Annotated in this window: 16 protein-coding genes; 10 read left to right on the top strand and 6 right to left on the bottom strand. The window is 68.8% G+C overall.

Translation table 11 applies throughout. The annotated features are described in order from the left end of the window. A partial coding sequence (locus tag NN2_RS34260; RefSeq protein ID WP_156511557.1) for a M56 family metallopeptidase occupies positions 1-604 on the top strand: 604 nt, incomplete at its 5' end. Positions 605-653: 49 nt separating this feature from the next. Here NN2_RS34260 and NN2_RS34255 read toward each other — a convergent pair. Continuing rightward, positions 654-1,280: a hypothetical protein gene (locus tag NN2_RS34255; protein ID WP_063019297.1), complete on the bottom strand. Its 627-nt coding sequence runs from the start codon at positions 1,278-1,280 to the stop codon at positions 654-656. A 57-nt stretch (positions 1,281-1,337) separates the two neighbouring features. After that, positions 1,338-2,318 carry a helix-turn-helix transcriptional regulator gene (locus tag NN2_RS34250; RefSeq protein ID WP_063019301.1) on the bottom strand — a complete coding sequence of 327 codons (981 nt, stop codon included), beginning with the start codon at positions 2,316-2,318 and terminating at the stop codon, positions 1,338-1,340. Between the two features lie 168 nt (positions 2,319-2,486). Here NN2_RS34250 and NN2_RS34245 point away from each other — a divergent pair, with 168 nt between their 5' ends. Both NN2_RS34245 and NN2_RS34240 read left to right on the top strand, forming a co-directional pair. After that, a complete protein-coding gene (locus tag NN2_RS34245; RefSeq protein WP_063019295.1) occupies positions 2,487-3,281 on the top strand; it encodes a dienelactone hydrolase family protein in 795 nt (264 codons plus the stop codon). A 4-nt stretch (positions 3,282-3,285) separates the two neighbouring features. After that, positions 3,286-4,152 (top strand): alpha/beta fold hydrolase, encoded by an 867-nt coding sequence (locus NN2_RS34240; protein WP_063019294.1) that lies wholly within the window; start codon positions 3,286-3,288, stop codon positions 4,150-4,152. 188 nt (positions 4,153-4,340) lie between these two features. On the opposite strand, the gene NN2_RS34235 is transcribed toward NN2_RS34240, so the two are convergent. Next, on the bottom strand, positions 4,341-4,913 hold the full coding sequence (locus NN2_RS34235; protein ID WP_030515804.1) for a TetR/AcrR family transcriptional regulator: 573 nt from the start codon (positions 4,911-4,913) through the stop codon (positions 4,341-4,343). 103 nt (positions 4,914-5,016) lie between these two features. Between NN2_RS34235 and NN2_RS34230 the strand changes: the two genes are divergently transcribed. From NN2_RS34230 to NN2_RS34220, 3 genes are all read left to right on the top strand, one after another. After that, positions 5,017-5,928 carry an alpha/beta hydrolase family protein gene (locus NN2_RS34230; protein ID WP_063019292.1) on the top strand — a complete coding sequence of 304 codons (912 nt, stop codon included), beginning with the start codon at positions 5,017-5,019 and terminating at the stop codon, positions 5,926-5,928. Beyond that, on the top strand, positions 5,925-6,113 hold the full coding sequence (locus NN2_RS34225; RefSeq protein ID WP_063019290.1) for a hypothetical protein: 189 nt from the start codon (positions 5,925-5,927) through the stop codon (positions 6,111-6,113). The genes NN2_RS34230 and NN2_RS34225 overlap by 4 nt, the downstream gene beginning before the upstream one ends. 243 nt (positions 6,114-6,356) lie before the next feature. After that, the gene (locus NN2_RS34220; RefSeq protein ID WP_063019288.1) at positions 6,357-6,947 is read left to right on the top strand and encodes a hypothetical protein; all 591 of its coding nucleotides are present in this window, start codon (positions 6,357-6,359) and stop codon (positions 6,945-6,947) included. A 153-nt stretch (positions 6,948-7,100) separates the two neighbouring features. Here NN2_RS34220 and NN2_RS34215 read toward each other — a convergent pair whose 3' ends face one another. Then, entirely contained in the window at positions 7,101-8,093 is a 993-nt protein-coding gene (locus NN2_RS34215) for a hypothetical protein (protein WP_245658975.1), read from the bottom strand. A 122-nt stretch (positions 8,094-8,215) separates the two neighbouring features. On the opposite strand from NN2_RS34215, the gene NN2_RS34210 reads away from it, so the two are divergent. Together NN2_RS34210 and NN2_RS34205 are read left to right on the top strand one after the other, a co-directional pair. Continuing rightward, complete coding sequence (locus NN2_RS34210; RefSeq protein WP_063019285.1) at positions 8,216-9,025, top strand: metalloregulator ArsR/SmtB family transcription factor; 810 nt, start codon at positions 8,216-8,218, stop codon at positions 9,023-9,025. Between the two features lie 24 nt (positions 9,026-9,049). Beyond that, entirely contained in the window at positions 9,050-9,655 is a 606-nt protein-coding gene (locus NN2_RS34205; protein WP_063019283.1) for a dihydrofolate reductase family protein, read from the top strand. A 12-nt stretch (positions 9,656-9,667) separates the two neighbouring features. On the opposite strand, the gene NN2_RS34200 is transcribed toward NN2_RS34205, so the two are convergent. Then, positions 9,668-10,699, bottom strand: a complete 1,032-nt coding sequence (locus tag NN2_RS34200) for an alpha/beta hydrolase (protein WP_063019281.1) — start codon at positions 10,697-10,699, stop codon at positions 9,668-9,670. Between the two features lie 323 nt (positions 10,700-11,022). Here NN2_RS34200 and NN2_RS34195 point away from each other — a divergent pair, with 323 nt between their 5' ends. Beyond that, on the top strand, positions 11,023-12,045 hold the full coding sequence (locus tag NN2_RS34195; RefSeq protein ID WP_063019299.1) for an alpha/beta hydrolase: 1,023 nt from the start codon (positions 11,023-11,025) through the stop codon (positions 12,043-12,045). Between the two features lie 75 nt (positions 12,046-12,120). Further along, entirely contained in the window at positions 12,121-13,308 is a 1,188-nt protein-coding gene (locus NN2_RS34190; RefSeq protein ID WP_063019279.1) for an AI-2E family transporter, read from the top strand. An 8-nt stretch (positions 13,309-13,316) separates the two neighbouring features. Here the strand turns inward: NN2_RS34190 and NN2_RS34185 are convergent, their stop codons facing one another. Further along, positions 13,317-14,570 (bottom strand): PucR family transcriptional regulator, encoded by a 1,254-nt coding sequence (locus NN2_RS34185; RefSeq protein WP_245658974.1) that lies wholly within the window; start codon positions 14,568-14,570, stop codon positions 13,317-13,319. Positions 14,571-14,897: the final 327 nt, after the last annotated feature.

Here is a 14,897-nt window from a genome sequence, read left to right as displayed (position 1 = left end):
CTCGGCCTCGCTCGTCGGGCGGCGACTCGACGACGCCGGCGAGGCCGCGGCCGTGGTCATCGATGCGCCGCAGCGGGCGGCCTACTGTGTCGCGGGGCGACCCGGGACCGTGGTGGTGACCAGCGCCGCGGTGGCCGCGCTGGATCGGCCGCAGCTGGCGGCGGTGCTCGCCCACGAGGACGCGCATCTGGCCGGGCGGCACCATCTGATCCGGGCGTCGACCCGCGCGCTGACCACCACCCTGCCGCGCATTCCTTTGTTCGCCGCCGCCGACGACCGCATCGCCCAGCTGCTGGAAATGTGCGCCGACGACCGCGCGGCCGGTCGCCACAGCCGCAGCGCCGTCCTCACCGCACTGCTCACGCTGTCCGGGGCCGCCGGGGACGCCGAGATCGGCTCGCTGCTCCCGGATTCGGCGCTGGGCACGAGCACACTCGCCGTCGCCGACCGGGTGCATCGGCTGGTGCGCTCCGAGTCGCGCACGACGCGCGCCGGCCGCGGAATTCCACTCGCGCTGTTCGCAACAGCGGTCGCCGCGGTGCCGGCTTCCGGATATCTGCTGGTGCATTTCGGGATGGCGGGCTGTCTGCCCTTCGTCCACTGACACGGGGCGGGGACCGGCCCATTCGAAACCGGTCCCCGCGCAGGGTCGTTCAGTTGTAGACGGCGCCGAACGACGGGACGGAGATGGTGCCCAGCTGGTACTGGAAACCGTCGGGGTTGGCATCGGAAACCGGAACCGGCCACCGGTGCCACAGCGTCCCGTACACCGCGGCCACCACCATCCCCGCCCCCGGATCGAAGACAGGGGTGCGGATGGTGGTGTCCACCGGCACGTCGTTATGTTCGATCAGCGTTTGGGTGCCGCTGCGCCCGTTCGACAGGTTGTACCAGACGACCTGCAGATTCGCCCCGCCCTGATTCGGGGCGATGGTGCCCGGCCCGCCGAAGAAGCCGAGGCGGAAGCCGTCGTAGTTCAACGCGATTCCCGACCCGTAGACGCCGGGGCCGGTGCCGCGCCCGATGTCGGATTGGGCGGGTATCTGGAACGGCTGGGCGGGCAGCGCCGCCTGCTCGACGGTCGGTCCCGCGGCGAGCAGCCGATCGATCGCCTGTTCGGCCGCCGGATTCCCGGCCGCCGCCGCGCGCAGATGGGCGGTCGCCGCGGACCAGTCCACGGCAGCCGGTTCCGCCGCGACGGGACCGGCGAACACCGCGGCCGCCGCCGCTGCTGCCGCCGCTGCGGCGGTGAGACGATGGGTGACACTCAGTCGACGCATAACCAGTTCTCCTCGAGTATTCCGGTACAGCTTGCTGAGAAATTGCGATATATCCTGTCACCGTAGCTTTTTCATCCCCGAGTGCGCGGGTGCGGCGCGCTGCAATCGGGCGGCGAGTTCGCGGACGTGGTCGGCGACCTCGGGCGGGGAGTCGACGCGGAAGTCGCAACCGAGTCGCAGCAGCCGGAAGACCAGCCACTGCATGGTGTCGGCCTCGGTGTGCAGCCGGCAGGTGTGGTCGTCGACTTCCTCGACCTCGCCGAGCGCAGCCGCGGACGCACGGATATCGTCCGCCGGGGCGAACACGGTGACCTCCGCGCGGTACACCGGTGTGAGCGAATACAACGAATCGCGGACGTAGGTGGCCGCATCCTCGGCGGGCAATTGCCGTGCCTCGGTGCGCAAGCCGATCGGCTGCGGATTCTCGATCCGGTCGATCCGGAAGATCCGCCAATCGTCGCGCTCGCGATCGAAGGCGACCAGATACCAGCGCTGTCCCGCAGCCACCAAACGATGCGGGTCGACCAGCCGCCGGGTCCGCGCACCGGCGTTCGAGCGGTATCCGAACCGCAGTTGTTCCCGCCCGCCGATCGCGGCCGCCAGCACCGTCAGTATCCCGGTGTCGACCGGCGAATCCGATGCTGGGGCAAGGGTTTCGGTTGCGGCGCTCACCGAGCGCACCCGGCTCCGCAGCCGGGTCGGCAGCACCTGCTCGAGTTTGGCGAGCGCACGCACCGCCGCCTCGTCCGCACCGGGCAGCGCATGCGCGGCGACGGTCCGCAGCCCGATCGCGGTCGATACCGCCTCGTGGTCGTCGAGCAGCAGCGGCGGCATCGCGGTCCCCGCGGCCAGCCGATATCCGCCGTATACCCCCATCGTCGCCTGCACCGGATAGTCGAGTTCGCGCAGCCGATCGATATCGCGGCGCACGGTCCGGGGACTGACACCCAGCCGCTGCGCCAGCTCGCTGCCCGACCACTCCCGCGGTGTCTGCAGCAGCGACAGAAGGGTGAGCAGGCGCTGCGTCGTATCGGTCACCACGTCATTCTGACTCGGAACTAGGACAGTTTCCGACCGTTATGCGCGACGCTCGCCGAGCGCGTGATCCGCCACGTCGCCGGTTCAGCGCTGGGGACAGCGACCGGTCTGCGGCAGAATGCCTGTGCCGCAACCTGATCGGCAGGTCGCGGCACAGTGGAGGCGGGAATGACCGAGGAAATCGTGGGCCGGCATGCCGAGGTCGAGGTAAACGGTTCACCGATGACGGTATATCTGGCGCGGCCGGTGCGCGGCGACCGGTTACCCGTGGTGCTGGTCGGCGCCGAATTGTGGGGTTTGACAGCCGAAGTGCGGGCGGTGGCCGACCGGGTGGCCGCGCTGGGATATGTGGCGGTGGTCGCGAATCTGTATCACCGATGCGGACCCGAGACCGCCACCGGCCTCACCGAATCCGACGAGAACCGGGCGCGGGCCTTCGAGCTACTCGGCACGCTCACCCGCGACGGCGTGGAGGCCGATCTGCGTGCGGCCGTGGCCTTCGCCCGCGAGCAGGGCGACGGCAGCGACACCACCGGCGCTCTCGGATTCAGCCTCGGCGGGCACATCTCCTACTTCGCCGCGACCCGGCTGGATCTGGCCGCCGCGGCGATCTTCTACCCCGGCTGGCTGCCGGTGGCCGGTACCGCGCTGAGCATCCCGGATCCGCTGCTGTCCTACACCTCGTCGATCGCCGAACGCGGCACCCGCCTGCTGATCCTGCTGGCCGAACGTGACCACGTGATCGACGCCGAGCAGCGCACGGCCATCGACGCCGCGCTCTCGCAGGCGGGTGCGGAGTACGAACTGGTCGTCTACCCCGGTGCACAGCACGCCTACTTCTTCCCGGGGCGGCCGGTGCACGACGCGGCGGCCGCGGCCGATTCCTGGCAGCGCGTGACCGAGCTGTTCGCCGCGAAATTGGGTTCGGTGACCGATGAATTTCCGGCGCGCGCCTCGTCCTAGGAGCATGCAGACACAGATCCTCAGTACCCCCGAGGCCGATCTCACCTACGACGTCCGCGGTCCGCTGCCCACCGCCGACGGGCGCGCGCCGCTGCTCATGGTCGGCCAGCCGATGACGGCCGACGGTTTCGCGACCCTGGCCACCTACTTCCCCGACCGCACCGTGATCACCTACGACCCGCGCGGGCTGGGGCGCAGCGTGCGCAAGGACGGGCGGGTCGACCATTCGCCCGTCGTGCAGGCCGAGGATCTGCACGCCCTCATCGAGCAGGTCGGCGGTCCGGTGGAGATCTTCGCCAGCAGCGGCGGGGCCGTGACCGCACTGGCCCTGGTGGCCGCGCACCCCGGCGACGTGACCACACTCGTCGCGCACGAGCCGCCGATCCTGCCGGTGCTGCCCGATGCGGAAGCGGCCCGCCGGGCACAGATCGCGGTACGAGATGTGTACGAGGCCAAGGGATTCGGCGCGGCGATGGCCGCCTTCATCGCGATGGCATCGTGGCAGGGCGAATTCACCGACGAATTCTTCGCCCTGCCCACCCCCGACCCGGCGCAGTTCGGCATGCCCACCGAAGACGACGGTTCCCGCGACGATCCCCTGGTCTCGGATCGCTCCTGGGCGGTCAGCGGCTACGTCCCCGACGCCGCGGCACTGACAGCGGCCCCCACCCACATCCTCATCGCGGTCGGCGAGGAGTCGGCAGGCGTACTGACCGCCCGCACCGCAGCGGCCACAGCCGCCCTCCTCGGACAAGAGCCCACCGTTTTCCCCAGCCACCACAGCGGTTTCGTCGGCGGCGACGCCAGCTATGCGGGTCAGCCGGAGGCTTTCGCGAAGCGGTTGCGAGAGGTACTCGACGCCCACCGCTGATTCGAAAACCGTTCACGGCGAGCGCTTTTACGATCACGCGATCTCGCCGTGGCGGTCTCGTCGCCACCGCCCGCGCTCAGTTACTCCGCGCTCGCACACGGTCAGCAATCGAGCTGAATGACCGCTCCTGCCGATGAGGGCGAACCCTCGGCGGTGCTCGATCGGCGGCGTGCGGCGTGTGGTCGGTCCTATCTTCGGCAGCCGTCGAGCAGCAAGCGGAGGGTGAGGCGGGGGTCGTAGTTCGGGTCGGTCATCTCGGCGCCCGCGCAGATGTCGCCGATGGCGCGCATCAGTTGGTAGGCGGTGAAATCTGTGGTGACCTCGCCCGCGCCGCGGGCGGCGGTGAGGAGGTTCTCGAAGACGGGGACCAGGCGGTCCAGGAACAGGGCGTGCAGGGCGGTGATGCCGTCGGGGTCGCTGCGCATCGCGGCGGCGAGTCCGTGTTTGGTCGCCAGGAAGTCTGCGAAGAGGTCCACCCATCGGCGCAAGGCTGCGAAGGGTGAGGAAGCTGTCGCGAGGAGAGCGGGGCCGGCCTCGGCGCAGGCGTCGATCTGATGACGGTAGACGGCCGCGACAAGGTCTGCGCGTGTGGGGAAGTGCCGGTAGATCGTGCCCATGCCGACCCCGGCCTCGGCGGCGATACGGCGCACGGGAGCGTCTACTCCGTCGGTGCGGAAGACCGCGGCTGCGGCGTCGAGCAGCGCTTTCGCATTGCGTTGGGCATCCGCACGTTTCGCGGTCGTCGGTGACGGCTCACTCACCCGTTGCTCCTTCCTCCGGCAGTACTTGCTAATCGGAACACCGCTCCGTATATTCGGAACAACGCTCCGATTAGGAGTTTATCGTCCTCGAAGGGAATTTCCCATGTCCGCACCAACCACCCCGATCGTCAGCATCGCGCCCGTCACGCTGGCCGCGCCCGAGCGCGGCGTCGACCTGCAGGTCCGCGTGTCCGCGCCTGTCCGCGGATCCGGCCTGCCGATCGTCGTCCTCGCCCACGGCTTCGGCCAGTCCATGTCCTCCTACGACCCGCTCGTCGACCACTGGGCCGCCAATGGATTCGTCGTTGTGCAGCCGACGTTCCTGGATGCGCGGACGCTCGGCGTTACTGCCGACGATCCGCGGTACCCGGATATCTGGCGCATCCGCGTCACCGACGTCGTACGGGTACTCGACGACCTCGATCAGGTCTGCGCCGCGGTTCCCGGCCTCGGTGAGCGCATCGATCGTGAGCGGATCGCCGTCGCGGGGCACTCCTGGGGCGGGCAGACCGTGAGCATGTTGCTCGGTGCTCGCGTCCTCGGCCCGGACGGTCGGCCCGGTCCCGATATGACCGACCCCCGCGTGAAAGCCGGTGTGCTGCTTGCGACTGCCGGCCTGGGCGGGGACGATCTGACCCCGTTCGCCGTGGCGAACTTTTCCTTCATGAACCCGGACTTCGACGGTCTGGCCACACCGGTGCTGGTGGTCGCGGGTGATCACGATCAATCCCAGCTCTCGACCCGCGGACCCGACTGGTTCACCGATGTGTACACCCACAGCCCCGGCGCACAGAGCCTGCTCACCGTGTTCGGAGGCGAACACTCGCTCGGCGGAATTCACGCCTACAACGCCGCGGACACCACCGACGAAAGCTCCGAACGCGTCGCCCTGATCCGCGAGGCCGCCTGGGCCTATCTGCGCAGCGCCCTCGGAATCGACACTGCCGCATGGGAAAAGGTGCAGGCCGAGCTGGCTGGAACCGCCGACCCGATCGGACGGATCGACCACAAGTGACGCCTGTCGCGCTGATCCCGCCCGCCGTCGCCGGCGCCGAGGTGGACAACCGCGTCGGCAGCGAGACGTCCGGCCATGAGCAGGGACATCCTCCCCTGGGTGAACTCTCGATATCCGAGTTGCGGGAACGCACCGGGCCGGCGTCCTCGGCGCTGGGTCGCAGCGTTCGCCGGTCCGGCCGATAGCATCTAATCAAATTGGCGTGCAATGACATCGGCTAGGTTGCGGCAGCTCGATGAGCACGTCGAGCAGATCCAGCAGGGCCAGGGGCTCCAACCTCGATCGGCTCCCGGACGACCGGAACGCGGCAATATCGGATGTACTGAACAGCTGGTGAGAACGATCGGTCGAATATCTCCTCCCAAGGTCTCGGGGCGAGGTTACCTTCGGCCCTGGGGCGACTGCGGAACTGTGCCGACGATGGATCTATGACCACGGGATCCGGTGTCGGCCCCATGCTTATCGAGTCCGCGGTGCCGGCCTTCGACGCCGACCTGATCGAGCATCTGGTGGTGCACGCCGATCCGCGTGCGACCTATCAGGCGGCGCGCGGCCTGGATCTACTGAGCGTGCGTACGCCGCTGACGACGGTCTCGATGTGGCTTCGGGGGCTGCCCGCGCGCTGGAGCGGCCGGGCGGTCCCCCCTCCGCAGCGACTGGTGGTGGGTGAGGGCGTCGGGCTGCCGGGCTGGCTGCTGCTCGGCGAGATCCCGGGACGTGAGATCGCGTTCGGTGCGGTCGGCAAATTCTGGCGGCCGGATATCGAATGGCGCGACGTACCACAGGCGGACTTTGCCGGCTTCGCCGAGCCGGGATGGGGGAAGATCGCGGCGAACTTCACCGTCACCGCTTATGGCGAGCATGCCAGCCTGCTCGGCTACGAGGTTCGCACCGTCACCACCGATCCCGTATCGCGGCGGCGATTTCTGCGGTACTGGTGGTTGATCCGCCCGTTCGTGGCGCACATAATGCGGGCCACGTTGCGCACGATCGCGAAGGACGCCGAAACACGGGGGTGAACGGATATCGACCGACAGTCGTTGCGAGCCAGCGGATTCCGATCCCACGCTGACAGTTCACGCCCAAGCCGCATCGACCGAGCCGGGCCGGCGGACCGCTCGCTCATCGGCATGGACAGACGTTCCATGGATGCCCAACGGCTCGAGTCGATCTCAGGCCATCGAGAGCGCAGAGGCCGTCCTCTCGACGTTGCGCTTCAGCACGGCCAGCATGCGCGCCTGCATGATCCACACCACCACGGGAAAGGCCCAGTCGTACATCAACCGCTCGAACCATTTGGGGCGGGCGGCTTGGTAGCCGCCGATGACCAGGCGGGTGCGTCGGCCAGGCAGCTCGGTCAGGCGAAAGCCCCAGAACCCCTCCATATAGGCCGAGGGCCGCGGCCGGCTCGGATCGAGCAACTGTCCCCGGAGATCGGCCAGCCAGTAGAGCCCCAAGAATCGGTTCGGTTCAAGGGTTACCACCGCATAAGAGGGGAGGCCGAGGCACTTCATACGGTCCCCGACGCCGAGACCCTGCCACTCCGGGTGAACCTCCCGGGCGCTGGGACGGCCCGCGTTGTCGAGGAGGTCCCAGGAATAGAAGCCTCCGCGGTCCCAACCCATCTGAACCAGCCACGGCCATACCTGCTCTGCGGGCGCCTCGATGGTGACGGCCATGGTTGCTCCCCGTTCGCCCTCAGGGACGAAGTCGCCACCAGGAAAGGGGCCGGCAACTTCGTCAGCGGTCGTACCCCACGTCATCAGTCGAGGCGCCAGAAGGCGCCGGTAGGCCACCGTAGCCGCTATTCCCACTGCCGCGGCACCCGCGCTCCCGAGCACACCGGTCATACGACAACCATGCGACACCGTGCAGGCAGGCCACCAGGGCCAAATGTCATAGCGTTCGAGCGGACCCAAGATCTCGGTCGGCGACTCGGCACACGACGCCCGACGTGATACGTAGCCCCGCTTCGAATACCGCGCCTCGATAATCAGATCGGCGCAATCCCCCTCGCTGTCACCCGCCACGCCAAGAGGGACACTCTGCTGGCAGCCGGCGCCGCCGCGGTCATCTTCACCGACCACGACGATGTCGTCGAGGCGACGCACCGGTACACCGACGACGCCGGCGCCGACATCATCATGGATTCCATCGCGCCCCACACCATCTTGTCGCGAACGAATGTACGAGCAACGCCCGACAGACCTTCTCAGGCGCCGACACCATCGGCGGACGGCCGAGATATTCCTTGACAAGAATATTCTTTCAAGTGAATACTTAGCTCATGGATCAGATCTTCTCCGCCCTGGGCGACGGTGCGCGGTGGCGGATCGTCGAACTGCTGGCCGAGCGGCCTCGCTCGGTCGGGGAGTTGGCGGAGGCGACCGGGTTGCGGCAGCCGCAGACGACCAAACATCTGCAGACGCTGGCTCGGGCGGGGGTGGTCACCGTCTTTCCGTTGGGGCAACGACGGGTGTACGCCCTCGAGGCGGGACCGCTGCACGAGCTGGCTCGGCGGCTGCGCGAGGTTGCGGAGACGGCCGAGGCGCATGCCGGCGAGCGGGACGTGGTTGCCCGCTACCGCGCGGCGATCGACGCGGAAACCGCTGCGGCGCACCGCGATCGGTGGGCAGACGGGCGGACGTTCAGCTTCGAGCGCACCCTGGCCGCGCCACGGAGCACCGTGTGGCGGCACTGGGTCGATCCGGATCTGCTGGCGGCCTGGTGGGCGCCGGCGCCCATGCGCATCACCGAATGCGTGCTAGAACCCGCAGCCGGCGGCCGGGCCGTCCTGGACTATCGCGACCCCGAGGGGCAGCGGTATCGCTCGCAGGGGCACGTGCTGGCGGCGGAGAAGAACGAACGCCTCGTCTTCGAACTGTCCGTCCTGGACGACGCGGGCGCGGTGGCTTTCACCGGCCGCTACACCCTCACCCTCACCGAGACGGCCGAAGGCACCCGGCTGCACCTGGCATCGACCATCACCGACACGACCGTCGACGCGGCCGCCTTCATCGCCGGAATCGAAACCGGTTGGGCCGCAGTCCTCGACAACCTCGCCGACGCCGTCGGCGCATCCACGTCCACCGAATAACCAGACGAAACAAAGGAGCCCGCCATGAGCGACACGCATGCCCGCAGAGTGACCGCCAACCTCAGCATCACCCTCGACGGCCGGTACCGCGGCCCCGGCGGCCCCGCCGATATGGGCCCCATCGTTCGCTATGCGACCACCGAGGTCGCGCGCGATCACCTCACCCGGATGCGGGAGAACGCCACAACGGCGGTGCTGGGCCGGCTGAACGCGGAGGGTTTCCTCGGCTTCTGGCCCTCGGTCGCCGCCGACGACACCGCCGACCCGCGCGACCGCGGATATGCGAAGTGGCTGGTCGATACGGAGAAGGTGGTGCTGTCCCGGACGCTGACCGACGCACCCTGGGACCGCACGCGCATCGTGAACGCCCCCGCCGCCGACGTGATCGCCGAGCTGCGCGGCACCGGCACCGGCACCGGCGACATCCTGGTCAACAGCAGCGCGAGCGTCATCAAGGACCTGCTCGCCGCCGATCTGCTCGACCGCCTGTACCTCATCGTCTGCCCCGAGATCGCCGGTGGCGGACCGCGCCTGTTCGACGACGGCCTGCCGGCGACGACATGGTCACTCTCCCACCAGGAAACGGGTGAACTGGGCGAGATGGCCGTCGTCTACGATCGCGTGCGCTGACTCGGGCAGCTCTCACGCACCGAGGGCGTCGGCGAACAGCGGCCACGAGGTGTGCAGGTCCTCCTGCCAGTAGCCCCAGGAGTGGGTGCCGGTCGGCCGGAAATCGAAGGTCGCGGGCACGCCGAGTTGCTGCAGGCGGTCGTGCAACTGGTGAGTGCAGAGATTCGTGACGCCTTCGAGTGCCGCACCGAAAACGAGTTGATAGGCGAGCTGCGTCGCGTCACCGTGTGCGCCCTGGAAAGTGTCGAGCGGTCCCGGGATTCCGGTGCCGGTGGAGACGTAGATCGCGGTGCCGCGCAAGCGATCCGCGTGCACATAGGGGTCGTTGGCCGCCCACGCCGGATCCGTCGGCGGCCCCCACATGTTCACGGTGTTCCCCATCCGATTTCCGACCACGGCGTCGACGATCAACTGCCCCTGCGGGTCGCTGGTGCGCACACATCCGGAGTACGAGCCGACCGCCTTGTACAAACCCGGCGCGGCCAGTGCCAGCTGGAAGACCGACGTCCCCGCCATCGATATTCCGGCGATCGCGTTCACCCCGGTACCGCCGAATCCGGAGTCGATGATCGGCGGCAATTCCTTGGTCAGGAAGGTGCGCCACCGCTGCCGGCCCAGCACCGGATCGTCGGCGCGCCAATCGGTGAAATAGCTGCTGGCACCGCCGAACGGCACCACCACGTTGACCTGCTTGTCGGCGAAGAATGCGGCGATATCGGTGCGATCGGCCCAGCTGCCGTCGCTGATCCCGCCGTTGGCTCCGTTGAGCAGATACAGCGTCGGCGCCGGCCGGTCCGGGTCGGCGGCGCGAATCAGTTGCACGCGAGTCACATTGCGCATGGCCGCCGAGTACACCCCGATATCGAGGATCCGGTCGTCGCGCCGGTGGATGTCGCTGATGTGCGAACCGTCGGGTGCGCCGGCCTCGGCGGGATCGGCGATCGCGCGCTCGTTCGAGGCGGTGATCGCCGCCGCCACGGTGATCACGGCCGACAGCACGGCGACGGCACGGGCGATGCGCATTCTCGGCGGACGGCTGACCATCCTCGCACTCCGATCTCGACATGTGTTCGCGGCCCGACTCCCCGACGGCCGACCACAGTCAACGACGCCGGCCGCTGCCCCGGCACCCGATAGCGCGGAATTTGTGGCCATTACCAGAGCGGGCGCGTCCGCGCTGGCATACGGGCCAAAGCCGGCGCGCGGCGATTGCCGGGTAGCACCGCGGCGGCCTATCGTCGGCGCCGGCGGTTCCGCGGTTTCGGACCCAGGAAAGGCGGCGCGTGAATTCTGCTGTGTTGCATGGGAATTCTGGTGTGTCGCAGGGCATCGGCCGCATTTCGGTGCGGCTGGCCGCGGCGCTGTCGATGACGGCCGGACTCGCCTGCGGTTCGGCCACCGCCCAACCGCCCGCCACCGCACCCGATTCGCCTGTGCCCGCCTCGGTTTCGGCCACCCAAGCCCTGACGGACGCCCGTCCCTCCGCCGACGGGTCCGTCCTGACGACGGCCACGCCAGGTTCAGCACGCGCCCTCACGGTCACCGTCCATTCCGCGTCGATGAACATTCCGATCCGGCTGGAAGTGCTTCCGGCGCCGGACCGCTCGCGGCCGGCACCCACGGTGTACTTGTTGAACGGCATCGACGGCGGCGCCGACGGAAACTGGATCAACCGGACCGATATCGCGCAGTTCTTCGCCGACAAGCAGGTGACCGTGGTGGTGCCGTTCGGCGGCGCCAGCAGTTACTTCACCGACTGGCGCGCCGACGATCCGGTGCTGGGCCGGCAGCGGTGGACGACGTTTCTGACCGAGGAACTACCACCGATCATCGATTCCGGCTTCGGCGGAAACGGCAGGAACGCGATCATCGGAATATCGATGGCGGGGACCTCGGTCTTTCAGCTGGCACTGGCCGCCCCGGGTTTGTACAAGGCGATCGGGTCGTACTCGGGCTGCGCGCGCACCAGCGATCCGCCGGGGCAGCTCATCGTCGACGCGGTCGTGGGCGGCGGCAGGGGCAACACCGTGAACATGTGGGGCCCGCCGACGGACCCGGCCTGGGCGGCCAACGACCCCTACCTGCACGCGGACCGCTTGCGCGGCACCGCGATCTACGTCTCCACCGGCACGGGCCTACCCGGACCGCTCGACACCCTCGACGGTCCCGGAATCCGTTCCAGCCCAGCGAAATTGGCCGATCAGATCCTCGTCGGCGGCGCCCTGGAAACCGGCGCGGTCCGCTGCACCCGCGAACTCCGCACCAGGCTCACCGAGCTCGCCATTCCCGCCACCTTCGACATGCGTCCCACCGGCACCCATTCCTGGGGCTACTGGCAGGAGGACCTGCACCGGAGCTGGCCGGTGTTCGCTCGGGCACTGGGACAGTGAGCCCACCCGAGTTCGGCGCGGACCCGCCGCTCCGGTCCGGCCCGGGCACGGCGCGCGGGCGCTACGCTGCCAAGAATGGGTAGTTCCGCCGATTCGGACGCCGAACGCGGCTCGCAGGGCGAGCCGTCGGTCCCGGAGCCGATCGCGGCAGCCGAACGCGCGGCCTCCGAGTCGGCCGGCGCGCAGCACCCGCACGGGCGGCCGGGCCCGCGGTTCGACCGCAATTCTCCGTTCGTGATCGGCGTGACCGGCGGCCTCGGCGTCCTCCTCGCGATCGGCATCGTGGACATGCTGGCGACCGCACGACAGGCCCTCGTGCTGGTGGGCGTGGCGCTGTTCCTGGCGATCGGGATCGAGCCGCTGGTCGCCTGGCTGAATCGGCGCCGGTTGCCGCGCTGGGCCGCCGTCGCCGTCGTATTCGGCTGTGCCACACTGCTCGTCGCCGGATTCCTGGCCGCGGCGATCACACCGCTCGTCACCCAGGGCGGCGATCTTGTCGACCACGCCTCCGACCGGCTGCACGACCTGGAGAACCAGTACCCGCTGATCCGATCGTGGTCGCAGCGTCTGCACCTGGATCAGGAACTCGAACACGGCCTCACCGACAACCCCGAGCTGCGTCACGGTCTGCTCGGCGCCGGTGAGCGCGTCTTCGGCGTCTTGGCCAGCGCGTTGATCGTGGCGGTGCTGACCATCTACTTCTCGGCGAATTTCCCGCGCATCCGGCACAGCCTGTACCGGTTCTTCCCGCAGTCGCGCCGCCCCCGCGCGATCCTGCTCGGCGACGCCATCTTCGCCAAGGTCGGCGGATACGTCCTGGGCAATCTGCTGATCTCGCTGATCACCGCGATCGCCACGTTCATCTGGCTGACCGTGTTCTCGGTGCCGTACCCGCTGATCCTCTCGGTGCTGGTGGCTTTGCTGGACCTGGTGCCGCTGATCGGCTCGACGGTCGCCGGGCTGATCATCACCGCCGTCGCGCTGACCGTCTCGCTGCCGGTCAGCATCGCCACGGCCGGATTCTTCCTCGCGATGCGGCTGCTGGAGGACTACCTGCTCGTCCCGCGCATCATGGACCGCACCGTCCGGGTGCCGGCGGTGGTCACGGTGGTGGCGATCATTCTGGGCGGCGCGCTGCTCGGCATCCTCGGTGCGCTGCTGGCGATTCCGTGCGCCGCCGCGGTGCTGCTCATCGTGCAGGAGGTGGTCTACCCGCACCTGGACGCCACGACCGAGCGGCCACCGGCCGGTTCCGGCGCGTAGGGCCCGAATCAGGCGGGCCGGCGCACCGGCGTGGACGCATCGCGGTCGGCGATGCTGAGCCGGGCGATCAACGCCGAACGCAAATACCACAATCCGGTGGTGCGGGACGGATCGAAGCCGGTCAGCTGGCCGATGCGGCGCAGCCGATAATCGATGGTGTTCGGGTGGATGCACAATTGCCGCGCGGCGCGCTGCCGGTTGAGGTCGGTGTTGAAGAAGACGTGCAGCGTTTCCAGCAGCTCGGGGTGGTCGTCCAGGGGTGCCAGCCGGGCGTCGAGGATGTCGCGGCCGATGCCGGGCCGGGTGAGCTGATACTGCAGCGCGAGTTCGGCGAAGCGATGCACTCCGGGCCCGCGTCCGAGCCGGCGCACCGTGTCGAGCAGGTCGTGCGCCTGCTGCGCCGCGGCCGGGACGTCGGCCGCGGCGGCGCCCACCACCGCGGCGGTCAGCGGCACGCCGGCCAGCTCGGACAGCCTGGTGAGCAGATTGTCCAATTCCGTTTCCGTGCAGGCGGTTTCGGGGATGAGCACCGTGCCGCCGTCGACCGAGAGCATCGCCAGCGGCTGATCGCGCAGCAGTTTCGCCAGCGCGGCCTGCACCCGCCGCAGTTTTCGGCGCGCGACCACGTTCCGGTCCAGCCGCGGATGCGTTTCGTCGGGATGCGGCGGAATCCACAGGGCGAGAACGTGATACCGCTCGGCGATCCGGATCCCGCACTCGCGCGCCAGCTTCGTGGTGGCGTGCCCGCCGAGCAACGCCGAGGTGAGGGTGTGCACGGCGGTGTGGTGTTCGACGGCGTCGGCGCGGCGCTCCTGGACGTAGACCTTGCTGACGGTCGCTGTGATCAGGTCCAGCAATTCCAGCGCGGTGGCGGTGCCCCGGACGACGAGTTCGGCATCGCTGGCCTTGGCCCGGGCGAACAGCAGGTCCAGTCCGGCCTTGAATCCCTCGTGGACCGCGTGCACGACCACCTCGATCGGGATGCCGGCGCGGCACCAGCGCGCGGCCGCGGCCCGCAGCCGATCGGTGCGTTCGGGAAGATCCCCGCCGTTGACCCGGCGGATCGACCATTCCACGCAGATCCGCGCGACGGCCGACACCTCACCGGACATCACATCGGCGGACAGGGTGGTGAACGGCGCCACGGATCCGCCGAGGTGCAGGACCAGTTCCCGGGACATGGCCTGCGCGTCCCGCATGGACAGCGAGGTGGCGCGGCCGGACATCGCGCGCTCAGCACCGACTGTGCTTGCTGTAGTCACTCTGACCTCCTTGTCACGGATCGGTGACCAGGCGATATCGACACCGCCCGATCACCGGCCGTAGGTGTTACCTGATGGAACGGTAATGCGAGCCTCCGCTCAGCTTCTACTCCGTTTTGGACATTTTCGACACCCCGCCGCATAGCCTCTGACCTGCTCGAATCGGTGACTGCACGAGCAGATCTGCACATTCGGCGACAAAATATGGGGAACCGCTCACTTTTTGCCCCACTCCCGTCGCCACACTCGCGCCGCCGGAGATCGTCGCCGGCACCGATGACTTCCGCGCGCTCGCGCCGTCGGATCGTGCAACAGGGACTTATCGGA

The organism is Nocardia nova NBRC 15556 (assembly GCF_001613005.1).
Classification (GTDB): Bacteria; Actinomycetota; Actinomycetes; order Mycobacteriales; family Mycobacteriaceae; genus Nocardia; species Nocardia nova.
Note: the sequence above shows the minus strand (reverse complement) of the source record. Positions and strands in the feature narration are given on the sequence as shown.

Excerpts from the sequence above, each read along its gene's own strand:
- NN2_RS34245 (WP_063019295.1), top strand. The coding sequence starts at position 2,487 with ATGACCGAGGAAATCGTGGGCCGGCATGCCGAGGTCGAGGTAAACGGT.
- NN2_RS34205 (WP_063019283.1), top strand. The coding sequence starts at position 9,050 with ATGAGCGACACGCATGCCCGCAGAGTGACCGCCAACCTCAGCATCACC.
- NN2_RS34210 (WP_063019285.1), top strand. The coding sequence starts at position 8,216 with ATGGATCAGATCTTCTCCGCCCTGGGCGACGGTGCGCGGTGGCGGATC.
- NN2_RS34220 (WP_063019288.1), top strand. The coding sequence starts at position 6,357 with ATGACCACGGGATCCGGTGTCGGCCCCATGCTTATCGAGTCCGCGGTG.
- NN2_RS34255 (WP_063019297.1), bottom strand. The coding sequence starts at position 1,280 with ATGCGTCGACTGAGTGTCACCCATCGTCTCACCGCCGCAGCGGCGGCA.
- NN2_RS34240 (WP_063019294.1), top strand. The coding sequence starts at position 3,286 with ATGCAGACACAGATCCTCAGTACCCCCGAGGCCGATCTCACCTACGAC.
- NN2_RS34195 (WP_063019299.1), top strand. The coding sequence starts at position 11,023 with ATGACGGCCGGACTCGCCTGCGGTTCGGCCACCGCCCAACCGCCCGCC.
- NN2_RS34200 (WP_063019281.1), bottom strand. The coding sequence starts at position 10,699 with ATGGTCAGCCGTCCGCCGAGAATGCGCATCGCCCGTGCCGTCGCCGTG.
- NN2_RS34190 (WP_063019279.1), top strand. The coding sequence starts at position 12,121 with ATGGGTAGTTCCGCCGATTCGGACGCCGAACGCGGCTCGCAGGGCGAG.
- NN2_RS34230 (WP_063019292.1), top strand. The coding sequence starts at position 5,017 with ATGTCCGCACCAACCACCCCGATCGTCAGCATCGCGCCCGTCACGCTG.